Source organism: Stenotrophomonas sp. YJH_SMC_21 (assembly GCF_059369555.1).
The window spans coordinates 1-24405 of sequence record NZ_JCAFSU010000028.1 but is presented as its reverse complement, the minus strand read 5'-3'; the positions used below and the strand labels follow the sequence as shown (position 1 = coordinate 24405).

Sequence of the window (24405 nt, the reverse complement as noted above, 5' to 3'; positions counted from 1 at the left end):
GCGCCAGCCCGTGTTCGATCTGGTAGGTCAGATGCTGGAGGAGGCCATCAAGAAGCTTTCGCCGGATGAGCGCCCCATGATCCACTCCGACCAGGGCTGGCAGTACCAGCATGAAAACTACCGGCACATGCTGGAAAAACATTCGTTGAAACAAAGCATGTCCCGGCGTGGCAACTGCCTGGACAATGCGGCGATGGAGAGCTTCTTCGGGACGCTGAAGTCGGAGTTCTTCTACCTGAACAGCTTTGACAACATCGAGAGTTTGGAGGCTGGGCTGGTGGAATACATCCAGTACTACAACCAGGAGCGCATCAAACTGAAACTGAAAGGTCTGAGCCCGGTAGAGTACCGGGAGCGGGCCCAATCGGCCGCCTGACCCCGTCCAAGTCTCGGGGGTCACTTCAAGGGTGGGGACATCCAGCGACATGCGGCGCTCATCGGCCGGGGTGGCGCGCGCATCTTGGCGCCTTGTGCTGCGTTCCCCGCGGCGCTGCCTGGCCCGATGGAGATGCGGGGTCTGAAAACGGCGAGCACGGCGGCCGGTGCCTGCGCAGAATCCGTGGGAAACCAAGGAGACGCCCATGCATGCGTGGTACCTCGGTGGCATCGACCACCGCCCGTTCCTGCACCTGTTCGAAAAGAGCGACACCGCGCTGGCTGCGCTGGGCATCCGGCGTCGCTGGGCCGGCGAATCAGGAGGACACCCCTGCCGGATCAGCCTGAGCGATCCGCCCGGTGGCAGCGAGCTGCTGCTGTTGTCCCACGTGCACCTGCCCCTGCACTCGCCCTATCACGCCTCGGGCCCGATCTTCGTACAGCGTGGCGTGACCCGTTGCGTGCTGCCGCCAGGCGAGGTGCCCCCGTATGTGCAGCGCCGGATGATCTCGTTGCGCGCCTATGACCAGGCTGCATTGATGCTGGCCGCCGAGATCAGCGCAGGCACGGATGTCGGCGCTCGGCTGGACGCGCTGTTTGCCGACCCTGCCGTGGCCTTCGTGCAGCTGCACAACGCGGCCCACGGCTGCTTCTCGTGCCAGGCGGATCGCGTCGGCATGACACCGACATGGCCGGATCTCCACGACGTGATCGTTGCCACGCCGGACACGTGATCGCCAGCGCATCCGTTCAGGCCCACGTGAAGCCCGCGGGAAGGGCTTCACACCCACAGTCACGGATCAGCATTTCCATGGTTCCGCACCCGGCACCGCAACTCGATACTCGCGATGGTGCCGCCGAAAGTCCGCCGCGCAGCGCAACTCTGCGGTCACCGCTCTCTTTCGACGACCACAAGGAAGCGCCATGTCATTCCGATCCACACCGCTGCTGCTGGCCACCTCGTTCGCCGCTGCAGGCCTGTGCCTGGCCGGCAACGCGTTCGCCCACGGCACCATGACCACGCCGGTCAGCCGCGTCTATGCCTGTTTCCAGGGCAATCCGGAGAACCCGACCAACCCGGCCTGCGCTGCCGCGAAAGCGGTGGGCGGATCGCAGGCGTTCTACGACTGGAACGGCATCAACCAGGCCAACGCCAACGGCAACCATCAGGCGGTGGTGCCCGACGGCAAGCTGTGCAGCGGCAACAATGCCACCTTCCGCGGCCTGGACGTGAACCGCAGTGACTGGCAGACCACGCCGATCCACGCCGATGCCAATGGCAAGTTCACCTTCGTGTTCAGGGCAACCGCGCCGCACGCCACGCGCGACTGGCGCTTCTTCGTCACCCGCGACGGCTGGCAACCGGGCAGCCCGTTGCGTTGGGCCGACCTGCAGGAGTTCTGCACGCTGGGCAATACACCGCTCTCTGCCGATGGCACCTACAAGCTGCAGTGCACGCTGCCGCAGCGCACCGGCCAGCATGTGATCTACAACACGTGGCAGCGCTCGGATTCGACCGAAGCGTTCTACACCTGCATGGACGTACGCTTTGAAGGCGGCGGCGGTGGTACGGCGCCGGCACCGCAATGGCAGGATGCCGGCCCGGTCACCGCCCGCGGTGAATTGCCGGTCGGTACGACGCTGGCACTGCGCGTGTTCAATGCCAGCGGCAACGATGTCGAACGTGTGGAAGCGACGCTGGCCGGCGGCCAGACCTCGGCCGCGCAATGGCCCTTGGCGCTGGCCCGCAAGGTCAATGCCAGTGCCCGGCATGCGCGCGTGGGCGTGCTTGCCAATGGCGTGATCACGCCGTCGGCGTCGGCCACCGACAATCGCGTGTACCTGAAGGACGGCAACCGCTTCCAGCTCGATACCCAGGTGCCGGACCCGGGTACGCCATCGCCGGGTGGTGATTTCGACCACGTGTACCCCGCGGGCATCGGCAGCTATGTGCCGGGCCAGACCGTGGTGAAGAGCAGCGACGGCAAGCTGTATGCCTGCCGCCCGTTCCCGGAGGGTGCATGGTGCAACGTCAATGCCGAGGCCTACCGGCCGGGCGTGGGCGCGGCCTGGCGCGATGCGTGGATCGCGTACTGACGCAGTGATGTGGGAGGCGGTGCACATCACACCGCCTCCTGGCTCCCCTGCCGCGCAGTGGGGCGCGCGTTGCAGAAACAGAGGAACGCAGCAGCCTTTCAAACTTGTCTGATGGGCATATGGCGGCTACATGGGAAGACTCCGCGAGGTTTCCAACACTTCGCAAAGGAGTTCCTGCATGCACCTGTCCCATCGGGCCGTCCTCGCACTGTCCGCCGTTGTCGGCCTGGCACTGTCCGGCAACGCCTTCGCCCACGGCACCCTGTCCAAGCCGCTCAGCCGCGTGAAGCAGTGCCACGAGGGCAATCCGGAGAATCCGACCAACCCGGCCTGCGCCGCCGCCAAGGCCATCGGCGGCGCCCAGCCGTTCTACGACTGGGCCGGTGTCAACCAGGCCAACGCCAACGGCAACCATCAAGCGGTGGTTCCAGATGGCGAGTTGTGCAGCGGCGGCAACAGCAAGTACCGCGGCCTCGATCTGAACCGCAGTGACTGGCCGACCTCGCCGATCCGCGCCGATTCGCGCGGGCGCTACACCTTCGAGTTCAAGGCACCGGCCCCGCATGCTACCCGCGAGTGGAAGTTCTACGTCACCCGCGACGGCTGGCAGCCGGGCAGCCCGCTGCGCTGGGCCGACCTGCAGGAATTCTGCACGCTGGGCAACGTGCCGGTCTCCGGCGACGTCTACAAGCTGGATTGCCCGCTGCCCAAGCGCAGCGGCCAGCACATCATCTACAACACCTGGCAACGCTCGGATTCCGGTGAAGCGTTCTATACCTGCGCGGACGTGCGCTTCGAAGGCGGTGGTGGCGTTGAACCGCCGCCGCAGTGGCAGGACGCCGGCCCGGTCACCGCCCGCGGTGCGTTGGAAGAAGGCACCACCCTGACGCTGCGCGTGTTCAACGCCCAGGGCAATGATCTGGAGCGTCCGGAGATCACCCTGGCCGCAGGCCAGACCGCTGCGAACCAGTGGCCGCTGGCGCTGGCCCGCAAGGTCAACGCCAGTGCACAGCAGGCGCGTGTGGGCGTGATGAGGAACGGCGTGATCACGCCGGTCGCCTCGGCCACCGAGAACCGCGTCTACCTGAAGCCGGGCAACCTGTTCCAGATCGATACCCGCCTGCCGGGCCCGGTCGATCCGGTCGATCCGCCGCCGGGTGACGACTACGACTTCGTGTATCCGGCCGGTATCGGCAGCTACACGCCGGGCGAAACCGTGGTCAAGGGCACCGACGGCAAGCTCTACGCCTGCCGGCCGTTCCCGGAGGGTGCGTGGTGCAACATCAACGCCGATGCCTATCGCCCGGGCACCGGTTTCGCCTGGCGCGATGCCTGGGTCGCGTACTGAGGCAGGGCACCGGGGGCGGCGTGGCGCCGCCTCCGGTTCTTGGAGTTGCCGGCCAGCGGCCGGCACTACCAGGGTTCGTGGGGCTGCCGGCCAGCGGCCGGCACTACCCTGACTTACTTGCTGCTGACGTACTTCTCGCGGCGGATCTGCGGGTTGCCCAGGCCGGCGGCCTTCAGCAGCTCGGCACAGGCATCGACCATGTCCGGGTTGCCGCACAGGTAGGCGATGTCGGTGGCCGGGTCCGGCGTGAAGCCGGCCAGCGCCTGCTGCACATAGCCGTGCTGTACGTCCGGGTGCGGATCAGCCGGGAGTTCACGCGACAGGCACGGAACATAACGGAAGTTCGGGTGCTTTTCGGCGAAGCTGTAAAAATCTTCGCTGTACAGCAGTTCGCCCGGGCTGCGCGCGCCCTGCAACAGCACGATCTGCACACCGCGTTCGGCCATGGCCTTTTCCAGCAGCGGCAGCATCGAGCGGTACGGGGTAACGCCGGTACCGGTGGCGATCAGCAGGTAACGGGCGTTGTGGTCACCGGGATTCAGGCAGAACCGGCCATAGGGGCCGGACGCACTGATCTGGCCGCCCTGCTCCAGTGCCTCGAACAGGGCCGTGGCGGCGCCACCGGGCACGAAACTGACGGCGATATCCACCGCCTCGCCTGGGCCCAGCGCGTGGTCGTGGATGGTCGCCAGCGAGTAGCTGCGCTTGGTTTCGGTGCCGTCGGCGTAGCTGAAATGGACCTGGATGAACTGGCCGGGCTGGAAATCCAGCGGCTGCCCATCGTCACGCACGAACTGGTAGTGGCCGACGGTCGGGGCCAGCATGCGGCAGCCGACCAGCTTGAGGGGGAATTGAACAGGCACGACTTTTCGGGACAGTGTGTAGCCGGGGCAAGCCCTCGGGGTCTTCTATAATAGCCCCTCCCCGCCCCTCTCCAGCGCCAGCCCATGGGCGCGAAGGCTTCGAGCTTGGCATCCCAGAACGATACGGCGCCCGCCCTGCGCGTGCGCGACCTGCGCAAGACCTACGACAACGGCACCCAGGCCCTGAAGGGGGTTTCCCTGGAAGTGGCCCCGGGCGACTTCTTCGCCCTGCTCGGCCCCAATGGCGCCGGCAAGTCGACCCTGATCGGCATCATCAGCTCCCTGGTCAACCTCAGCGAGGGCCAGGTGGAAGTGTTCGGCAGCGACCTGGTGCGCAACCGCAGTGCCACCATGCGCCTGATCGGGCTGGTGCCTCAGGAAATCAACTTCAACCTGTTCGAGAAGCCGTTCGACATCCTGGTGAACTACGCTGGCTTCTATGGCGTACCGCGCGAGGAAGCCGAGCAGCGCGCCGAAGAGGAACTGAAGCGCGCCCACCTGTGGGAAAAGGCGCAGGTGATGAGCCGCACGCTGTCCGGCGGCATGAAGCGCCGGCTGATGATCGCCCGCGCGATGATGACCCGCCCGCGCCTGCTGATCCTGGACGAGCCGACCGCCGGCGTGGACATCGAGATCCGCCGCGACATGTGGCGCGTGCTGAAGGAGATCAATGCCGCAGGCACCACGATCATCCTTACCACGCACTACCTGGAAGAAGCCGAGTACCTGTGCCGCCACCTGGCGATCATCAACCATGGCCAGATCGTCGAGCAGGGGCCGATGCGCACCCTGCTGGCCAAGCTGGACGTGGAGGGCTTCCTGCTGGACATCGACGGTGACCTGCCGGCACAGCTGCCGGTGATCGAAGGTGCGACGCTGACCGCGCCGGACCCGCACACGCTGGACATCGACATGCCGCGCGCAATGGACCTCAACCGCGTGTTCGCCACGCTCAACGAGGCCGGTATCCGCGTGCGTTCGATGCGTACCAAGAGCAACCGCCTGGAGGAGCTGTTCGTGCGCCTCACCGGCAACCTGGAGAAGCCTGCATGAGCACCACCGAGCTGACCGACGGCCAGCGCAACCGCATCGCGCTGATGACCATCGTGCGCCGCGAAGTCGCCCGCATCATGCGCATCTGGGGCCAGACCCTGGTGCCACCGGCGATCACCATGACCCTGTACTTCCTGATCTTCGGCAACCTGATCGGGTCGCGCGTGGGTGACATGGGGGGCTACACCTACATGCAGTTCATCGTGCCGGGCCTGGTGATGATGAGCGTGATCCAGAACAGCTACGGCAACATCAGTTCCTCGTTCTTTGGCGCCAAGTTCGGCCGCCACGTGGAAGAACTGCTGGTCAGCCCGATGCCGAACTGGGTGATCCTGTGGGGCTACGTGGCCGGCGCCGTGCTGCGCGGCCTGATGGTGGGCGTGATCGTGCTGATCATCGCGATGTTCTTCACCCCGGTGCGCATCCCGCACCCGCTGGTGATGCTGACCACGGTGATCCTGGGCGCGACGATCTTCTCGCTGGCCGGCTTCATCAACGCGGTGTATGCGAAGAAGTTCGATGACGTGGCGATCGTGCCGACCTTCATCCTGACCCCGCTGACCTACCTGGGTGGCGTGTTCTATTCGGTGAAGCTGCTGCCGGGCTGGGCCGAAGCGGCCACGCACGCCAACCCGATCTTCTACATGGTCAACGCGTTCCGCTATGGCCTGCTGGGCAGCAGCGATGTACCGCTGCCGGTGGCCTACGGCCTGATGATCGGTTTCGTGGTGGTGCTGACGGCGTTGGCGCTGTGGCTGCTGCGTCGCGGCGTGGGCATGCGCAGCTGAGTTTTGCCTGCAGGGCCTGCGGCCCTGCACCCGCTGAATCAACGTCAACTTCAACGGCAAAAGCTGACTAGCCGGGGGATGGCGGGCTGGGTCCGGTTGCGGGGGACGCCGTAAACCCATCCTGGGGGCTTGGCCGCGGCATCCATGCCGCGGACACCCCCGCAACCGGACCCACCCCGCCTTCGACAGATTGCCGCTGCTGTTGGTGGGTGTCGACCTTGGTCGACACGATGGATCCACGCCATGCGTGGATGAAGCGTTCCAAGCCGATGCTCGGCTCTTTTCGTTCGGGATTGCGGCTAGGCTGTGGCGATGAAGATCACTTCCATTCCATTGGACAAGGCCGTGTCGGACGGCCCCATCGATGCCTTCAGCCATGCGTTGCTGGGCGATTCACCCACGCTGGATGAGGTGCTGGAATACCTGGCCTCGCGGCACGCGGCTGATCCCCGGTATCGCTACCTGTGCACGCTCGATGATGTCGGCCAATGCCGCTACACCAGCATGCATGCGTCCGACGACGCGCGCATCGCGCTGTACGAGGACGAAGATCCGGAAACCCCCGAAGGTGCATTGGCGGCACGCGAGCGTTTGCTGGCGCATGTGGTCGCGCAGCTCGAGCATTCCTCTCATCGGCTGGAATGGAGCGCGCTGGCGGGCACGCTGATGTGCAGCAACGAGGACATCGAGGCGCTGGTCGCCGCCAATGCAACGCCGGACCTCATCGTCGACGAGGTGGTCTGCGTGCAACAGGTGCCGGTGGACCGCGATGACCTGCTGATCGCCGCCCTGCCCAACGGTTACTTCAGCGCGGACTGGGACATCTTCCAGAATCACGCCCTGATCCGGCACCTGCAGGAGCACCATGGCTACCGCCTGTTCGGGCTTGGCGCATCGTGGCTCGGCTTCCAGCGCGACAGCGCGCCGTCGCCTGCACAGGCAAATGCGTTGGTCGCGGACCTGCAGCGCGTCTACGCGGCCGGAACGCATGACACGTGGTCAAAACTGGCTGCAACCCTGGCCACCCGCACCACACTGCTGTTGGGCTACACCGAAGACTTCAGCGAACAACTGCCCTGAGCACCGCTCTACACGAGCGAGCGCAGCGAGCGACCCGCTTCCGCTCCTGATCTGTTTTCCGTGGTGGCCGCACCCGGAAACTGTCAGGGGTCGTGTGCGATGGGCTCGCGGGGGTATCCGCGCCATGGATGGCGCGGCTAAGCCCCCAAGGATGGGTTCACGGCGTCCCCCGCGAACCCATCGCACACGACTCAGCTAATGAAACCAACTGCGCGAACCACCACGAGGGGCTCCGCCGTTGGCCGCAATCTCCGGCACAATCGCAGATCTGATTCTCCAGAAAGCGGTGAACGTGCAATGCGCATCCTGATCCTCGGCGCCGGCGGTACCGGCGGTTACTTCGGTGGTCGCCTGGCCCAGACCGGCGTGGACGTGACCTTCCTCGTGCGCCCCGCGCGCGCCGCACAGCTGGACCGCGATGGCCTGGTCATCCGCAGCCCGCTCGGCGATGCCAGCTTCCCGGTGCAGCACGTCACCGCCGATGCGCTGCCCGCATTGGCCGCGCAGAAGCCGTTCGATCTGGTCATCCTCAGCTGCAAGGCCTACGACCTCGACAGCTCGATCGACGCCATTGCTCCAGCCGTGGGCGCGAACACCACCGTGCTGCCGATCCTCAACGGCCTGCACCACTACAACGCGCTGGACCTGCGCTTCGGCCGCGACGCCGTGCTCGGCGGCCTGTGCTTCATCAGCGCCACCAAGGCCCCCGACGGTGCGGTGCTGCACCTGGGCAAGCCGGCCAAGCTCACCTTCGGCGAGCGCGATGGCGGCGCGGCGTCCGCACGCGTGCGTGCCTTCGCCGCTGCCTGCGCGCAGGCCCATCTTGATCACCTGGCGAGCGAACACATCGGCCAGGAACAGTGGATCAAGTACACCTTCCTGACCGCGCTGGCCGCTGCTACCTGCCTGCTTCGCGCGGATATCGGCACCATCGTCGCCACCGATGATGGCGAGGCGATCGTGCGCGGCCTGTACGACGAATGCCTGGCCGTGGCCGAAGCTGCCGGTGAGCCGATTCCCGATGCCGCGCAGGACACCGCGCGCGGCACCCTCACCCAGGCCGGCTCTGCATTGAAGGCGTCGATGCTGCGGGATCTGGAAGCAGGCCAGCAGGTAGAGGCCGAACAGATCGTCGGCGACATGCTGGCGCGTGCACGCAAGGCCGATCAGGAAGCCCTGCTGCTGCAGGTCGCCTACAGCAGCCTGCAGGCCTACCAGGCACTGCGCGGCGCGTGAGCCTCCCGTTGCAGGCCGGCGCGCTGCCTATGCGGGTGCTGATCCTCGGTATGGGCTGGAGCGGATGCGTGCTGGCCCCGCATCTGCAGGCGCGGGGCGTGCACGTCGTCGGCACGGTGCGTAGCCCCTCGTCGGCGCCGGACGATGGCCTGCTGCGGCATCAGCTGCACGCTGACTCCCCACCGTCGCCCGCCCTGCTCGATGAGGTCGCGCAGGCCGAGGCCGTGCTGTGCAGCGTGCCGCCAGATGCCGCGGGCGACCCGGCACTGCGCCTGCTGCTGCCGGCTCTGCGGGCCAGCCCGGCACTGCGCTGGGTGGGCTATCTGTCGTCCACGTCGGTGTATGCCGATCGGGCCGGCGGCTGGGTTGACGAGCACAGCGCAGCCGATGCCACCGAAGCAGCCGGCGTGCAGCGCCTGCGTGCCGAAGCGCAATGGCGTGCGCTTGCAGAGGTACGTGGCATCGCTTCGGCGGTGTTCCGCCTGCCCGGCCTGTACGGGCCGGGGCGCAATGCGTTGCTGCAGCTGTCACAGGGCCGTGCCCGCCATGTGGTTCGGCCGGGCCTGGCGTTCAACCGCCTGCACGTAGAGGATCTTGCGGCAGTGATCGTCGCGGCGATGCAGCGACCGGTTGCGCAGGGGATATACCTGCCCAGCGATGACGAGCCGGCACCACCGCAGGATGTGCTGGCCTTCGCCGCGAAGCTGGGCGGGTTTGCGATGCCACCTGCCGTGGCCTGGGACGACCCTGCACTCAGCCCGACGCTACGCCGCTTCTACGAGAGCAACAAGCGCATCGACAGTCGTGGCACGCGTGAAGCGCTGGCGTGGCAGCCGCGCTTCCCCAGCTACCGTGAGGGCCTGCGCGACCTGCTCCGGTAGTGCCGGCCGCTGGCCGGCACCACGGTTGATTGCCGGCCAGCGACCGGCACTCCCATCAACCCGCGTCGGGCAGGCGGAAGAACGCACGCGTGGCGGCAGTGGCATTGGCCGCCGTCACTGCAACGTCCTCGCCACGGTCACGTGCCAGTTCTTCCACGATATGCGAGAGGAACATCGGTTCGTTGCGGCGGTCCTTCGGCATCGGCTTCAGCGTGCGTGGCAGCAGGTAGGGCGCATCGGTCTCGATCATCAGGCGGTTGGCCGGGATGTTCTTCACCAGTTCGCGAAGGTGCGCGCCACGGCGCTCATCGCACAGCCAGCCGGTGATGCCGATGTACCAGTCCTGGTCCAGGTAGTCGAACAGCTCGTCGCGTTCGCCGGTGAAGCAATGCACCACCGCCGGGCCGATGCGACCTTCGAAGTTCTTCATCTGTGCCATGAAATCGGCATGCGCGTCGCGCTGGTGCAGGAACAGCGGCTTGCCATTGTCCGCGGCCAGCTGCAACTGGCGCTCGAAGGCACGGTGCTGCGCCGGGCGCGGCGAGAAGTCACGGAAGTAGTCCAGCCCGCACTCACCCACCGCCACCACTTCCGGGTGGTCATGCAGCGCGCGCATCTCGGCATCACATTCCTCGGTGTACTCCACCGCATGATGCGGGTGCACGCCGGCGGTGGCATACAGAAAGCCCGGGTGCTGCTGCGCCAGCTGCACGGCCAGCGGCGAGTGCTCGCGGCTGGCACCGGTGATGACCATCTGCACCACGCCGGCCTGCCGTGCGCGGTCCAGCACGGCATCGCGGTCGCGGTCGAAGGAGTCGTGGGTCAGGTTGGCGCCGATATCGATCAGGTGCATGGTCATCGCGGGGGAAAAGTGCCCGCGCATTGTACCTGCGGCCGCCATGGCCCCTTATCCTTTGCCCATGAATGCCCCGCTCTTCCCGATTTCCCCGCTGCTGCCGCAGATCCAGCAGCACCTGGCCGTGCAGCCACGGCTGGTGCTGGAAGCCCCGCCCGGCGCCGGCAAGACCACCCAGGTACCACTGGCCCTGCTCGAAGCGCCATGGCTGCAAGGCCGGAAAATCATCCTGCTGGAGCCGCGCCGGGTCGCCGCACGCAGCGCCGCGCTGTTCATGGCACGGCAGCTGGGCGAAGAGGTCGGCGGCACGGTCGGCTACCGCATCCGCTTCGAGAACAAGGTCTCGGCACGCACCCGCATTGAAGTCGTCACCGAAGGCATCCTGACCCGCATGCTGCAGGACGACCCGATGCTGGAAGAAGTCGGTGCGATCCTGTTCGACGAATTCCACGAGCGCCATCTCAGCGGTGACCTCGGCCTGGCGCTGGCGCTGGACGTGCAGGCGCAGCTGCGCGATGACCTGCGACTGGTAGTGATGTCGGCCACGCTGGATGGCGAGCGCCTGGCACGCTTCCTCGATGCGCCGCGGCTGAGCAGCGAGGGCCGCAGCTACCCGGTGACGGTCAGCCATTTCCCGGCGCGCCGCGATGAGACGCTGGAGCTGCAGGTGCGCCGCGCGGTGCAGCAGGCCCTGGCCGATCACCCCGGTGACCTGCTGGTGTTCCTGCCCGGCCAGCGCGAGATCGCGCGGGTGCAGGCTGGACTGCAGGAATCGCTGGATGCCGGCGTCGAAGTACTGGCCCTGCATGGTGAGCTGCCGGTGGAACAGCAGGCGCGCGTGCTGCAGGCCGCCAGCGATGGCCGCCGCCGCGTGGTGCTGGCCACCAACGTGGCCGAGTCGTCGGTGACCCTGCCCGGCGTGCGCGTGGTGATCGACAGCGGCCAGGCACGCGAACCGCGCTACGACCCCAACAGCGGCTTCACCCGGCTGGACGTGGTGTCCATCGCCCAGGCGTCGGCCGACCAGCGCGCCGGTCGCGCCGGTCGCGTGGCCGAAGGCGTGGCCTGGCGGCTGTGGCCGCAGTCGCAGCGATTGGAGCCGCAGCGCCGCGCCGAGATCGACCAGGTGGAACTGGCCGGACTGGCACTGGAACTGGCCGCCTGGGGCAGCAGCGACCTGCGCTTCCTCGATGCGCCACCTGCCGGCCCGATGGGCGCCGCCCGCGAACTGCTGCAGCGGTTGGGCGCATTGTCCAGCAGTGGTGCGATCACCGCACTCGGCCGCCGCGTACTGGCGCTGGGTACGCACCCACGGATGGCGGCGATGCTGCTGGCCGCGCCCGATACACGTTCGCAGGCGCTGGCCGCCGATCTGGCCGCGCTGCTGGAAGCGCGCGATCCGCTGCGCCAGGGCGGTGACGCGCTGGCGAGCCGCTGGCGCGCACTGGCCGCGTTCCGCAATGGCCGCACACCGGGCGATGCCAACCGCAGCGGGCTGGCCGCCATCGATGCCGCCGCCAAGCAGTGGCGTCGCCGCCTGCGCTGCGAAGCCACGCCGCCGGCCAGCATCGAGGCCCATGAGCTGGGCGACCTGCTCGCTCACGCCTTCCCTGATCGGATCGGCTTCCAGCATCCCAGCGATCCACTGCGTTACCTGCTGGCCAATGGGCGCAGCGCGCGCCTGCACGAGCTGAGCGACCTGCGTGGCGAACCGTGGCTGGTGGCCAGCGAGCTTCGCTTTGAGGCACGCGATGCGCTGCTGCTGCGTGCCGCACCGGTGGACGAAGGCCAGCTGCGCAGGGCGTGGCCGGAGCGCTTCGTCACCGAAGACGTGGTGCGCTGGGACAGCGAGCGCCGCGCCCTGGTGGCCCTGCGCGAGACCCGTTTCGACCGGATCGTGTTGGACAGCCGCTCGGCCGGCCGGGTCGATCCGCAGCACGCCGCGCAGGCGCTGACCGATGCGGTGGCCGAGCTCGGCCTGCAGGCGCTGCCGTGGACCGAAGGCCTGCGCCAGTGGCAGGCACGGGTGGAATCGCTGCGCCGCTGGATGCCCGAGCTTGGCCTGCCCGACTGCAGCGACGACGCCCTGCTGGCCAACCGTGCGCAGTGGCTGCAGCCCGCGTTCGCCGGCAAGACGCGACTGGATGCGCTGGACGAATCCAGCTTCGGCGAAGCGCTGAAATCGCCACTGGAGTGGTCACAACGGCAGCTGGTCGAACGCCACGCACCGACCCGCATCACCGTGCCGTCCGGACTGGAGCGGCCGATCACCTATGCGCTGGACAGCGAGAGCGGCGATCCGCTGCCGCCGGTGCTGGCGGTGAAGCTGCAGGAACTGTTCGGCCTGGCCGACACGCCGCGCATCGCCGATGGCCGCGTGCCGCTGACCCTGCACCTGCTCTCCCCCGGTGGCCGCCCGCTGCAGGTCACCCAGGACCTGCGCAACTTCTGGGAAAGCACCTACGCCGAAGTGAAAAAGGAGATGAAGGGCCGTTACCCGCGCCACCCATGGCCGGATGATCCGTGGACGGCGACGGCCACGCACCGGGCCAAGCCGCGCGGAACCTGACGGGCGGGGTCGGATCCCATTGCATCGCGATGGGCTCTGACCCCAGGCGTGGCGCTGGGGTCAGAGCCGTTTCCCAACGGAAAGGGATCCGACCCACCCTGCCTGATCCTGAATGGCTACGCTAAAGTCACACCGCCTGCGTCCCCGACTGACATACCGTTTACGGGCAACACGCGACACTGGACTTCGACCCGAGGCAAAGGACCCCCGCATGAGCAAGCTGACCGTAATCACCGACCGCGCTCTGGAGCGCGCCCTGGAGCTGGCCCACACCGCCGGCGATGGCCTGAAGAGCGCCGGTGGCAGCCTGCGCAACGCGGACTGGATCAAGACCGGCGCCGCCCTCGGCGCAGTGAAGACCGGCGGCAAGGTCGCCACCAAGTTCGCCCGCCGCAACCCGGCCGTGACCATTGCCGCGGCTGCCGTCGGCGTCGGCCTGCTCGGCTATGCGCTGTACCGCAAGCAGCAGAAGAAGAAGGCTGCCAATGGCCACGTGGTGAATGGGCAGGCGCAGCGCATCAACGCACGCGACCGCCGCAACGACACCGTGGTGGACGAGCACAGCGATATCGGCAGCGACGCCTGAGTGTGACCGACCGGGTCAGAGCCCTTCCTGCGGAAGGGATCTGACCCCGAGTCAGGGCCGGATGCCGCGAGGTATCCGGCCTTTCTGTTTCAACCGATCTGCCGCCACTGCCCCGGCTGCAGGTCGTCCAGCCGGTAGGGCCCCATTGCCACCCGCACCAGCCGCAGCGTTGGCAGGTTCACTGCCGCGGTCATCCGCCGCACCTGGCGGTTGCGGCCCTCGCGGATCGTGATCGCCAGCCAGGCATCGGGCACGGTCTTGCGGAAGCGCACCGGCGGATCGCGTGTCCACAGCGACGGCGCCGGATCGAGGCGCTCGATCTTCGCCGGCAAGGTCGGCCCGTCATTCAGCTCCACCCCATCGCGCAGCCCTTGCAGCTGCTCATCGCTGGGCGTGCCTTCCACCTGCACCCAGTAGGTCTTATCGGCCTTGTGCCTGGGGTCGGTCAGCTTGTGCGCCAGCGTACCGTTATCCGTCAGCAGCAGCAGGCCTTCGCTGTCATGGTCCAGGCGACCGGCGGCATACACGCGCGGCGGCAGGCCGAACCCGGCCAGCGTCGGCCGCGGCGGTACGCTGCGGTCGGTGAACTGGCAGAGCACGTTGAAGGGCTTGTTGAAGGCGATCAGCATTGCGGGCACGGCAGTCGGCGGGTGGGGCATTGTCCCATTCCCGCATCGCCGCCGCGATCACCACTCAGCCGAAGACCTTCCTTTCCATCAACAGCGCAACGAGCACCACCACGGCGCCGCACGTGGCGGCAGCGTTGGCGCGATACCGTAGCCGCGCTACCGGTGGGCAGGCCCTGCGCGCACGTTCGTCCCACAGGCAGCCCACGAGCAGCACCGCAAAACCTGCCGCCGCCACGAGATCATGCACGTGACCCGCATGGAACACGAAGTCGTACAACCGCGGCAGCGCCATCAATGCGAAGGCGAAGTACAGCACTTTCTTCAACAGCACACTCCATTGGTGGCAGCGCCGGGCATTGCCCGGCCGCTACCCATTCCGCCCAACACCGCGCTGCGCGCTCACCAAGCACGGCCCGGCGCCCCGCTTTACGGCTTGATGAAGCGCAGGGTCATGCGGTCGCTTTCGCCGATCGCCTGGTACTTCGCCTCGTCGGCCTTGTCGTGCTGGTTAGTCGGCGGCAGCGTCCACACGCCGTTCGGGTGGTCCTTGGTGTCGCGCGGGTTGGCGTTGACCTCGCTGCGCGCGTCCAACCTGAAGCCGGCGGCCTCGGCCATCGCGATCACCTGCTGCTGGCCGACATAGCCGGTGTCATCGTCGTCGGCCACGTCGGCCTTGGCGCGGTGCTCGACCACGCCCAGCACGCCGCCCGGCTTGAGCACGTTGAAGAAGCCCTGGAACATGCCCTGCGCCTGGCCGGCCTTGCGCCAGTTGTGCACGTTGCGGAAGGTCAGCACCACATCGGCTGAACCGGCCGGGCCGAACACCGGCTTGGCCGGATCGTAGGCGACCACGGCAGTCTTGCCGAACTGTGCCGGTGCAGCGGCGTACTTCTTTTCCAGGCTGTCGCGGCTGCGCTGCTGGTAGTCACGGCCGCGGCCTTCGGGCACCGCCATCGGATCGACCACCGCAGCAACGTAGTGGCCCTTGTCGTGCAGCAGGGGCGCCAGGATCTCCGAGTACCAGCCGTTGCCGGGGGTGATCTCGATGACGGTCTTTTCCGGCGTCACCTTGAAGAACGACAGCGTCTGCGCCGGGTGGCGGAAGCCGTCGCGCTTGACGTTGTTGGCATCACGGGTGGGTGCCTTCACCGCCGCGTCGATGGCCGGCGACACCTGGATCTTCGCCGGCGCCACCGTGGCCGGTGCGGCGAACGCGGGAACAGCGGCAAACAGGGCCGAAGCAAGCAGCAGGCGGCAACCACGCAGGGACGAAGCAGGCATCATCGGAGCGACTCCAGCGGAAGATGCGGCGAGACTAGCAGCCGCGGCGTCCCAGGTGTTCACAAAACGTTAGCTGCGTGCGTATCGCGGAACACTGTTTTGTGGTCGCCGCCGCAGCACGGTCACACTACGCGTTTTATTCTGGAGCACTTCCCCCAAGGAGTCCGTGCCCATGACGGCAACCCGCGAACTGGGCCGTTCCGGCCTGCATGTACGTCCGCTCGCCTTCGGTGGCAACGTGTTCGGCTGGAGCGCCGATGAGAAGGCCAGCTTCGCCCTGCTCGATGCCTTCGTCGACGCCGGCTTCAACCTGGTCGACACCGCCGATGTGTATTCGGCCTGGGTGCCGGGCAATGCCGGCGGCGAATCGGAGACGCTGATCGGCAAGTGGTTTGCCCGCAGCGGCAAGCGCGACAAGGTGGTGCTGGCGACCAAGGTGGCCAAGTGGGCCGAACGCCCCGGCCTGACCCCGGACAACATCAATGCGGCGGTCGAGGATTCGCTGCGCCGCCTGCAGACCGACGTGATCGATCTGTACCAGGCCCACGAGGATGACGAGTCGACGCCGCTGGAAGCGACCCTGGCTGCTTTCGGCCGGTTGATCGAAGCTGGCAAGGTGCGTGCGATCGGTGCTTCCAACTACAGCGCCACGCGCCTGGCCGATGCGCTGAAGGTGTCCACCGACTACAAGCTGCCGCGTTACGAAACCCTGCAGCCGGAGTACAACCTGTATGACCGCGCCGGCTACGAAAAGGAACTGGAACCGCTGGTGCAGCGCGAACAGATCGGCGTGATCGGCTACTACGCGCTGGCCAGTGGCTTCCTCAGCGGCAAGTACCGCACGCCGGCCGATGCGGCCAAGAGCCCGGCGCGTGGCGAGAACGTGGTGAAGCGCTATCTGAATCCGCGTGGCCTGCGCATCCTGCAGGCACTGGATGACGTGGCCAGCAAGCACAACGCCAGTGCCGCGCAGATCGCACTGGCGTGGCAGATCGCACGGCCGTCGATCACCGCGCCGATCGTCAGCGCCACCAGCGTCGAGCAGCTGCACGATCTGCTGGCGGCGGCCAACGTGTCGCTGAGCGTGCAGGATGTCGCGCAGCTGGATGCCGCCAGCGCCGAAGCGTGAGGGCCGGTAGTGCCGGCCGCTGGCCGGCATTGCACGCATACCCAAGAAAATAATTGCACAAAATGGTTGCGCACGACTAAATCGTGGTTTATCGTGCGCACCTCGTTTCAACAACCACTGGAAACTTCCCTTGAACGCGCATTCCGTCGCCATCGCCAAACTGCTGCCATGCCTGCGCATGGACGGGCCGGCGCGCGCGTTCGGCAAGGAAGACCAGCTGACAACGGCCTGATACCCGCCCTGCGGAGATCGGCCACCCCGATCTCCGAGGCCTGACGACGCCCTCGGAACGCAAGTCCCGGGGGCGTTTTCGTTTGCGTCGACACAAGGACCCGCGATGCCAGAACTGCACCCCGCGCGGCGACCCGCCGCTCACTGACCCAGGCTTTTCCCGCCCCGCCAAAGGATTTACTTCGCGCGACTGGCAGCGCCTGGACATTATCTGCATCGCATCAGAACATTATCGCTCGCCGATAATGTCGGTGGCCTGCACCCTCGATTATCCAACGGTCCCGTTTCAACCACGGGCTGGTGCGCGCGGCGTTGCCGTGGCGTATGCCGGAGGTCGCGGACATGCCATCGCCTGGATCGCCTGCTGGAGGCAGGCACCGGTTCGCCGGTACGCGGTTCGATTCCGCGCGGTCCCCAACTGGATAGCTCAGCTTGGTCAGAGCAACGGATCCGTAATCCGTCTGTCGTGGGTTCGATTCCCACTCCAAACCACATGACCTGTCACGTCATGACTTGAAGCAACACCCGGGGCGCAAGCCCCAGCGGCCATCGTCGCCGTCCACCGACATCGCCTTCGGGCAGGAACGTGGAAGGCAACGGACCTCACGCCGGGCCCCGGCCCGCCGCCACTGCCAGCCACGTTCCGCACCGGTGCTGCCTGCCGGGAACGACGATGGCAGCACTGCCGGCGCATCGAAGGCTCCGCGCGCGGACCGTCCGCCGATGGCCGCCCTCTTCCGCTGCCTGCACGTGATGTGCAGGCAGCCTCGCCACGACCGGATCGACCCGGGTCATGGCGATTCATCCGCAACGGGTCGAACCACCAGAGCCATACAAGGAGAGACTCCCATGTTCTGGACCATCAAGGTCGTGATCGGCGACGGCGAGCGCGGCCTGGTGTATCGCAACCGTCGTTTCCAGCAGATCCTGCTGCCGGGCGTGCACCGCCTGTCGCCGTTCGGCGGCCGGCCGCACGTGGACATCCACACTGCATCGAAGGGCGCGGCCTACACTGGCAGCGACCAGGACAGCCTGATCGAAGCGCTGGGCGCACAGCTGGACACGCACTTCGTGCTGGCCAACGTCGGCGCCAGCGAGGTCGGCCTGTTGCTGCGCAACGGCCGCATCGATGAAGTGCTGCCGCCGGGCAGCCGCCGTCTGTACTGGCGCGGCTCGGTCGATACCCAGGTGCAGGTAATGGCGTTGGGTGACGAGCCGCGCATTCCGGCCGACGTGCAGCAGCGGCTGGGTCAATTGGGCGTGCTGCCGCGTGTGGCGGTGATCAGCACGGTGCCGAGCGAGTCGGTCGGCCTGCTGTTCATCGATGGCACGCTGCGGCAGACGCTGGACGCCGGCCTGCACGCGTTCTGGAACTTCAACGGCAACGTGTCGGTGGAGCGTGTGGAACTGCGTGCACGTTCACTGGACGTGTCCGGCCAGGAACTGCTCAGCCGCGACAAGGTGACCCTGCGGGTGAACCTGGCCGCGACCGTGCAGGTGGTCGACCCGGTGCGTGCGCACCGCACGCTCAGCAATGCCGATGAGTTCGTCTACCGGCAGCTGCAGTTCGGCCTGCGCCAGGCAATTGCCGCGCGCAGCCTGGACGAGCTGCTGGGTGACAAGGCGGCACTGGACGGCGAGATCGCTGCGCATGTGCAGGCGGCGATCGAAGGCCACGGCGTGCGCTTGCTCGGCGTCGGCATCAAGGACGTGATCCTGCCGGGCGAGATGAAGGAGATCCTCAACGGCGTGGTGCTGGCCGAAAAGCAGGCCCAGGCCAGCGTGATCCGTCGCCGCGAGGAGGCCAACGCCACGCGTTCGCAGCTCAACACCGCAAAGCTGATCGAGGACAACCCGGTGCTGATGCGCTTGAAGGAGCTGGAGGCACTGGAGAAGGTCACCGAGAAGATCGACACGCTCACCGTGTTCGGCGGCCTGGATGGCGTGCTGAAGCAGCTGGTGACGATCAGGTAGGGGGTAGCGGTGGCGCAGGGACGCGCCGCCGGCCCATCAATGACATTAAGGAAGACATGGACACTCAACAGAACTATCAATGGCTGCATGCCGAGGGCACCACGCCGATCAAGGGCTGGGTCAACGGTGTGCCGCTGGAAGCGCAGGCGCATGAGCAGCTGCGCAACATCGCTGCGATCCCGTTCGTCGGGCCGTGGGTGGCCGTGATGCCGGACGTGCACCTGGGCAAGGGCGCGACCGTAGGCTCGGTGATCCCGACCCGCGGGGCGATCATCCCGGCCGCGGTCGGCGTCGACATCGGCTGCGGCATGGCGGCGGTGCGTACCACGCTGCGCGCCGATGACCTGCCCGATGACCTGCGGCAGCTGCGCAACAGCATCGAGCGCAGCATTCCGGTGGGCAACGGGCGCGGCGGCGAGCATCACCGCATGCCCGACAGCATCCACACCCGGCTGGTGCAGTCCGGGCTGGCCGCCGGCCTGGAGAAGATCAAGGATAAGCACCGCCGCATCCGCACCGACAAGCTGGACCGCCAGCTGGGTACGCTGGGCGGCGGCAATCACTTCATCGAACTGTGCCTGGACGAGACGGACACGGTGTGGGTGATGCTGCACAGCGGCTCACGCGGTACCGGCAACCTGATCGGCACCTACTTCATCGAGAAGGCGCGCGAGGAACTGGCCCGGCGCGTGCTGGGCTTCCACCTGCCGGACAAGGACCTGGCGTTCTTCATGGAAGGCGAGCCGCTGTTCGATGACTACGTCGAAGCGGTGTCGTGGGCGCAGGACTACGCCCGGCAGAACCGCGAGGCGATGATGTCGCGCGTGCTGGCCGAGATGCGCCACCGGCTGCCGAAGTTCCAGCTGGCAGCGATGGCGGTGAACTGCCACCACAACTACGTGCAGAAGGAGATGCACAACGGCCAGGAACTGCTGGTGACGCGCAAGGGCGCGGTCAGCGCGCGTGAGGGCGAGCTGGGCATCATTCCCGGCAGCATGGGCACGCGCAGCTATATCGTGCGCGGCAAGGGCAACGCGGACAGCTTCCACAGCTGCAGCCACGGCGCCGGCCGGGTGATGAGCCGTGGCACGGCGCGCCAGCAGATCACGCTGGCCCAGCACCGCGAGGCCACCGCGCACGTGGAATGCCGCAAGGACAGTGGCGTGCTGGACGAGTCACCGGCCGCGTACAAGTCGATCGACGATGTGATGGCCGCGCAGCTGGACCTGGTCGACGTGGTGCACACGCTGCGGCAGGTGCTGTGCGTGAAGGGGTAATGGAGCGGTGCCGACCAAGGCCGGCCTCTACCAGAGCAACACGTCGCGTCGGGGGTCAGATCCCTTTCTGCGAAAGGGATCTGACCCCGGCACATTCAGCGCGGCACGCTGTCTTCGGCCACCAGCGCATGGTGCACGCCGATGCCCGCGCGCACGCCTTCGGCCATGGCCAGGGTGATGTTGCCCACCGTGGTCGCATCGCCTGCGGCATACACGTTCGGCACCGAGGTGTGCTTCATCGCATCGACCTCGATCAGCACGCCCAGCGGGCTCTCGACCAACGTGCAGCCCAGCTGCTGCACCAATGGCGTGGCCATCGCCTGGGTGGCCGGCACGAACAACGCACGCTGGGCGATTCGGCGGCCGTCGGCCAGCTCCACTTCCAGCCAGGTCGGCTGGTCGCCCTGCACGCCCAGCACGGGTGACGTCTCGATCTGCACGCCGCGCTGCTGCATGGCAGCGCGTTCCTCATCCGTGATGTCCAGTCCCATGCTGAAGAACGTGACATTGCCCCAGTCCGCGAACAGCGGCGCCTTGCTGGCGGACATCGGATGACCGCCAAGCAGGCCAATGGCACCACCACCCACTTCATAGCCATGACAGTACGGGCAGTGCAGCACGGTGCTGCCCCAGCGCTCGGCGAGGCCCGGCAACGCCGGCAACTGGTCGGCGATGCCGCTGGCGAGCAGCAGCTTGCGCGCGGCCAGCACCTGGCCATCGGCGGTACGCACTTCCACGCCTTCGGCGCTGGCGGTGGCCTGAACGGCTTCGGCATGCACCCAACGCACCGTGGGGTAGTCCAGCAGCTGCTGGCGCGCCGTCTTCAGCAGCTCGGCGCCACTGATGCCATCCAGCCCGAGCACCCCGTGCGAATGACTGGCGAAACGGTTGCGCGGCGAACCGGCGTCGATGACGGTGACCGGGCGACGGGCACGGGCCAGGATCAGGCCGGCGGCAATGCCGGCATAGCTGCCGCCGACGATGAGCACATCAGGATTCATGGTGACCTTCCAGGGAACGGTGATGGGCAAGATGGCGGGCGAAGTCGGCGCCGAGCTGATCCAGGGTGGTCGCCTGCAAGCGTTGTTCGAGCAGGCGCTGCGCCTCGCGTGCACCCTCGAGCAGGGCGCTGTTGACCAGCTGCTGGATCGGGCAGCCACCGCCGGAGTCGCGTGCGCCGACCTGGACCAGCGGTGGTGCGCCCACCGCCAGGTAGATGTCATGCAGGGTGATCGCCGCGGCGTCGCGTGCCAGCAGGCTGCCGCCGCCGTGGCCGCGGGTGCTGCGCACCAGGCCGGCCTTGTGCAGCTGTGCCAGCAGGCGACGGATCACCACTGGATGCGTCGGCAGGCAGGACGCCAGCTGCTCGGACGTGCGCGGGGCGGCATGGCCGACCAGGTGCGCCATCACATGCAGGGCGTCGGACAGTGGATTCGCGGATTTCATGTAACAACAATAGTTACATTTAAATTCTCTGTCGAGGGTCTTCTTTCGTTCCATATGGACACATTTGTCCTATGAAACATGCCCTTCACATCGCTAAACGAAACGGTAATGTGATGAGCGTCGCACTTCAGACGCGTGGGGACAGGTCGATACCGCATTGCCCCTTCCCGAGAGTCCCTTCCATGAAAGCGTCTGTCCGTGCTCCGCGCCTGCAGTCCAAGCTGCTCGGCGCGGTTTCCGTTGGTCTGGCCGTGGTCCTGCTGTGCGCATTGGCGGGCCTGGCCTCCGCCTGGTTGAAGCTGTCCACCGAGGTTCCACCCGAAGTCGCGCACAGCCGCGACGCCGAACGCCTGCAGCGCGAGTTCCGCGGCCAGGTGCAGGAATGGAAGAACGTGCTGCTGCGCGGCCACGACGACGCGCTGCGCCAGCGCCATCTGGACGCCTTTGACAGCGAGGGCCGCCTGGTCGAGCAGCTGGCCAGGGGCCTCGTAGCCAGCCCGGACATACGCACGCGCGAACTGGCGCAGTCCTTCATCGGCCTGCACACGCAGCTGCAGAAGGACTACCACGCCGCCCTGCAGGCGTTTGCGGAAGCCGGCTACGATCCCGCCGCCGGCGACAATCTGGTGCGTGGCAAGGACCGCCCGGTGGCGACCGCACTGGATGCGCTGAGCACGCATGCCACGCAGGTGGCCGAAGCAACCGTAGCGGCGCGGTCGCAGCAGGCGCGGCAGACCCTGCTGCTGTGCGCGGCGCTGACCGTGCTGGCCGCCGTGTTGCTGCTGATGGGCCTGGCCTGGTGGCTGCGGCGCGCGGTGGTGCAGCCGGTGCTGGCGGTGGAAGCCGCTGCGCGTGCCGTGGCCGCCGGTGATCTGCAGCACGTGGTGCAGGTGCGCAGCCGCGACGAGATCGGTCGCCTCGCGCAGGCGATGCAGGCGGTGCAGTCCACGCTGCGCGGCGTACTGGACGCACAGGCGACGATGGCGCAGGCGCATGACGCCGGCACCATCAGCCATCGCATGGATGCCAGTGCGTTCCCGGGCGCGTTCGGCACCATGGTGGCCGACTGCAACACGCTGGTTGACGCGCACATCCAGGTGAAGATGCGCGCGATCTCGATCATGGGCCGCTATGCCGTCGGTGACCTCAGCCAGGACATGGAACGCCTGCCCGGCGAAAAGGCCGTGATCACCAACGCGTTGGATACGGCCAAGGCCAATCTCGGCATGATCAACGGCGAGATCCGCCGCCTGGCCGAAGCCGCCGCCGCCGGTGACTTCAGCCAGCGCGGCGACAGCGCACGCTTCGAGCATGATTTCCGCGCAATGGTCGACGGCTTGAACCGATTGATGCAGACCACTGAACTGAACCTCGGCGAGGTCTCCAGCATGCTGCGCGCGATTGCCGATGGCCGCCTCGGCGCGCGCATGCACGGTGATTTCCAGGGCGTGTTCGCGCGTATCGCCGGCGACGCGAACACCACCGCTACGCAGCTGGCAACCATCGTCACCGACATCAAGCACGCCTCCGGCAACATCCACACGGCGGCGGCGGAGATCGCCGCCGGCAACAACGATCTGTCGCGCCGTACCGAACAACAGGCCGCCAACCTGGAAGAGACGGCGGCATCGATGGAGGAACTGACCTCCACCGTGCGCCAGAACGCCGAGCATGCGCGCCAGGCCAACCAGCTGGCGATCGGCGCGCACACCGTTGCCTCTCACGGCGGCAGCGTGGTCGGCCAGGTGGTGACGACGATGGGCGCGATCGAAACCTCGTCGCGGCAGATCGCCGAGATCATCAGCGTGATCGACGGCATCGCCTTCCAGACCAACATCCTGGCGCTGAACGCCGCGGTGGAAGCGGCACGCGCCGGCGAGCAGGGCCGCGGCTTCGCGGTGGTTGCCAGCGAAGTGCGCACCCTGGCACAGCGTTCGGCGGCAGCCGCGAAGGAGATCAAGGCGTTGATCGAAGCGTCGGTGGAACAGGTCGGCCACGGTGCACGGCGCGTGCGCGAGGCCGGTGACACCATGGCCGAGATCGTGGCGTCGGTGCAGCGCGTCACCGACATCATGGCCGAGATCTCCGCCGCCTCGCAGGAGCAGAGCGCGGGCATCGAACAGGTCAGCCAGACGGTGATCCAGATGGACGGCACCACCCAGCAGAATGCCGCGCTGGTGGAGGAAGCCAGCGCCGCCGCGCGCAGCCTGGAGCAGCAGGCGAACCGGTTGATCGACGCGGTGGATGTGTTCGATCTGTCGACCACCGCCGCAGCGAAGGACGCGCTGGCGCGCGCGGCCTGATTGATCCGGTTGCCGGCCAGCGGCTGGCAACCCCGCCACCACATGGGTAGCGCCCGACCGTTGGTCGGGCGATGGCAGGGGCCGTGCGGACCAACGGTCCGCACCCACCGTAACCTGCGGTAGTGCCGGCCGCTGGCCGGCAACCCCATCACCACATGGGTAGCGCCCGACCGTTGGTCGGGCGATGGCAGGGGCCGTGCGGACCAACGGTCCGCACCCACCGTAACCTGCGGTGGTGCCGACCGCTGGCCGGCAACCCCACCACCACATGGGTAGCGCCCGACCGTTGGTCGGGCGATGGCAGGGGCCGTGCGGACCAACGGTCCGCACCCACCGTAACCTGCGGTAGTGCCGGCCGCTGGCCGGCGACCCCACCACCACATGGGTAGCGCCCGACCGTTGG

Annotated in this window: 22 protein-coding genes and 1 tRNA gene; 16 read left to right on the top strand and 7 right to left on the bottom strand. The window is 67.3% G+C overall.

Annotated elements, in window-relative coordinates; all coding sequences use genetic code 11:
* From AC5P67_RS20360 to AC5P67_RS20345, 4 genes are all read left to right on the top strand, one after another.
* A partial coding sequence (locus AC5P67_RS20360; RefSeq protein ID WP_495215154.1) for a transposase occupies nucleotides 1-376 on the top strand: 376 nt, incomplete at its 5' end.
* A gap of 205 nt (nucleotides 377-581) precedes the next feature.
* Entirely contained in the window at nucleotides 582-1109 is a 528-nt protein-coding gene (locus AC5P67_RS20355; RefSeq protein WP_049403666.1) for a DUF1203 domain-containing protein, read from the top strand.
* A gap of 190 nt (nucleotides 1110-1299) precedes the next feature.
* Nucleotides 1300-2472 carry a lytic polysaccharide monooxygenase gene (locus AC5P67_RS20350; protein WP_012481568.1) on the top strand — a complete coding sequence of 391 codons (1173 nt, stop codon included), beginning with the start codon at nucleotides 1300-1302 and terminating at the stop codon, nucleotides 2470-2472.
* A 178-nt stretch (nucleotides 2473-2650) separates the two neighbouring features.
* Nucleotides 2651-3820 (top strand): lytic polysaccharide monooxygenase, encoded by a 1170-nt coding sequence (locus AC5P67_RS20345; RefSeq protein ID WP_005411565.1) that lies wholly within the window; start codon nucleotides 2651-2653, stop codon nucleotides 3818-3820.
* Between the two features lie 113 nt (nucleotides 3821-3933).
* Here AC5P67_RS20345 and AC5P67_RS20340 read toward each other — a convergent pair whose 3' ends face one another.
* Nucleotides 3934-4683, bottom strand: a complete 750-nt coding sequence (locus tag AC5P67_RS20340; RefSeq protein ID WP_024958208.1) for a ferredoxin--NADP reductase — start codon at nucleotides 4681-4683, stop codon at nucleotides 3934-3936.
* 84 nt (nucleotides 4684-4767) lie between these two features.
* Here AC5P67_RS20340 and AC5P67_RS20335 point away from each other — a divergent pair, with 84 nt between their 5' ends.
* The 5 genes from AC5P67_RS20335 (at nucleotide 4768) to AC5P67_RS20315 (ending at nucleotide 9721) form a co-directional block, all read left to right on the top strand.
* Nucleotides 4768-5736 carry an ABC transporter ATP-binding protein gene (locus AC5P67_RS20335; RefSeq protein WP_005411567.1) on the top strand — a complete coding sequence of 323 codons (969 nt, stop codon included), beginning with the start codon at nucleotides 4768-4770 and terminating at the stop codon, nucleotides 5734-5736.
* On the top strand, nucleotides 5733-6524 hold the full coding sequence (locus AC5P67_RS20330) for an ABC transporter permease (protein WP_005411568.1): 792 nt from the start codon (nucleotides 5733-5735) through the stop codon (nucleotides 6522-6524). The genes AC5P67_RS20335 and AC5P67_RS20330 overlap by 4 nt, the downstream gene beginning before the upstream one ends.
* 312 nt (nucleotides 6525-6836) lie before the next feature.
* Nucleotides 6837-7604 (top strand): hypothetical protein, encoded by a 768-nt coding sequence (locus AC5P67_RS20325; protein ID WP_099473840.1) that lies wholly within the window; start codon nucleotides 6837-6839, stop codon nucleotides 7602-7604.
* Nucleotides 7605-7901: 297 nt separating this feature from the next.
* The gene (gene panE / locus AC5P67_RS20320) at nucleotides 7902-8840 is read left to right on the top strand and encodes a 2-dehydropantoate 2-reductase (RefSeq protein WP_111173880.1); all 939 of its coding nucleotides are present in this window, start codon (nucleotides 7902-7904) and stop codon (nucleotides 8838-8840) included.
* 29 nt (nucleotides 8841-8869) lie between these two features.
* The gene (locus AC5P67_RS20315) at nucleotides 8870-9721 is read left to right on the top strand and encodes a Rossmann-fold NAD(P)-binding domain-containing protein (protein ID WP_180882446.1); all 852 of its coding nucleotides are present in this window, start codon (nucleotides 8870-8872) and stop codon (nucleotides 9719-9721) included.
* Nucleotides 9722-9776: 55 nt separating this feature from the next.
* On the opposite strand, the gene AC5P67_RS20310 is transcribed toward AC5P67_RS20315, so the two are convergent.
* Nucleotides 9777-10574: a TatD family hydrolase gene (locus AC5P67_RS20310; protein WP_043034484.1), complete on the bottom strand. Its 798-nt coding sequence runs from the start codon at nucleotides 10572-10574 to the stop codon at nucleotides 9777-9779.
* Nucleotides 10575-10641: 67 nt separating this feature from the next.
* Here AC5P67_RS20310 and hrpB point away from each other — a divergent pair, with 67 nt between their 5' ends.
* Both hrpB and AC5P67_RS20300 read left to right on the top strand, forming a co-directional pair.
* Nucleotides 10642-13146, top strand: a complete 2505-nt coding sequence (hrpB, locus tag AC5P67_RS20305) for an ATP-dependent helicase HrpB (RefSeq protein ID WP_099473844.1) — start codon at nucleotides 10642-10644, stop codon at nucleotides 13144-13146.
* Nucleotides 13147-13357: 211 nt separating this feature from the next.
* A complete protein-coding gene (locus AC5P67_RS20300; protein WP_005411574.1) occupies nucleotides 13358-13732 on the top strand; it encodes a hypothetical protein in 375 nt (124 codons plus the stop codon).
* Between the two features lie 89 nt (nucleotides 13733-13821).
* On the opposite strand, the gene AC5P67_RS20295 is transcribed toward AC5P67_RS20300, so the two are convergent.
* The 3 genes from AC5P67_RS20295 to AC5P67_RS20285 form a co-directional block, all read right to left on the bottom strand.
* Nucleotides 13822-14361 (bottom strand): pseudouridine synthase, encoded by a 540-nt coding sequence (locus AC5P67_RS20295; protein ID WP_032966114.1) that lies wholly within the window; start codon nucleotides 14359-14361, stop codon nucleotides 13822-13824.
* A 64-nt stretch (nucleotides 14362-14425) separates the two neighbouring features.
* A complete protein-coding gene (locus AC5P67_RS20290; protein ID WP_012481577.1) occupies nucleotides 14426-14692 on the bottom strand; it encodes a hypothetical protein in 267 nt (88 codons plus the stop codon).
* A 95-nt stretch (nucleotides 14693-14787) separates the two neighbouring features.
* On the bottom strand, nucleotides 14788-15645 hold the full coding sequence (locus AC5P67_RS20285) for a class I SAM-dependent methyltransferase (protein WP_005411577.1): 858 nt from the start codon (nucleotides 15643-15645) through the stop codon (nucleotides 14788-14790).
* A gap of 169 nt (nucleotides 15646-15814) precedes the next feature.
* On the opposite strand from AC5P67_RS20285, the gene AC5P67_RS20280 reads away from it, so the two are divergent.
* The 4 genes from AC5P67_RS20280 (at nucleotide 15815) to AC5P67_RS20265 (ending at nucleotide 20253) form a co-directional block, all read left to right on the top strand.
* Entirely contained in the window at nucleotides 15815-16771 is a 957-nt protein-coding gene (locus tag AC5P67_RS20280; protein WP_012481579.1) for an aldo/keto reductase, read from the top strand.
* 649 nt (nucleotides 16772-17420) lie between these two features.
* Nucleotides 17421-17494 (top strand) — tRNA-Thr (locus AC5P67_RS20275).
* Nucleotides 17495-17851: 357 nt separating this feature from the next.
* The gene (locus AC5P67_RS20270) at nucleotides 17852-18976 is read left to right on the top strand and encodes a slipin family protein (protein ID WP_005411579.1); all 1125 of its coding nucleotides are present in this window, start codon (nucleotides 17852-17854) and stop codon (nucleotides 18974-18976) included.
* A gap of 56 nt (nucleotides 18977-19032) precedes the next feature.
* Nucleotides 19033-20253, top strand: a complete 1221-nt coding sequence (locus tag AC5P67_RS20265) for an RtcB family protein (RefSeq protein ID WP_076739692.1) — start codon at nucleotides 19033-19035, stop codon at nucleotides 20251-20253.
* A gap of 95 nt (nucleotides 20254-20348) precedes the next feature.
* Here AC5P67_RS20265 and AC5P67_RS20260 read toward each other — a convergent pair whose 3' ends face one another.
* On the bottom strand, nucleotides 20349-21254 hold the full coding sequence (locus AC5P67_RS20260; protein WP_012481581.1) for an NAD(P)/FAD-dependent oxidoreductase: 906 nt from the start codon (nucleotides 21252-21254) through the stop codon (nucleotides 20349-20351).
* Complete coding sequence (locus tag AC5P67_RS20255; protein WP_033833804.1) at nucleotides 21244-21699, bottom strand: Rrf2 family transcriptional regulator; 456 nt, start codon at nucleotides 21697-21699, stop codon at nucleotides 21244-21246. Before AC5P67_RS20255 ends, AC5P67_RS20260 begins: the two co-directional genes overlap by 11 nt.
* 182 nt (nucleotides 21700-21881) lie before the next feature.
* On the opposite strand from AC5P67_RS20255, the gene AC5P67_RS20250 reads away from it, so the two are divergent.
* On the top strand, nucleotides 21882-24002 hold the full coding sequence (locus AC5P67_RS20250; RefSeq protein ID WP_024958519.1) for a methyl-accepting chemotaxis protein: 2121 nt from the start codon (nucleotides 21882-21884) through the stop codon (nucleotides 24000-24002).
* Nucleotides 24003-24405 lie beyond the last annotated feature (403 nt).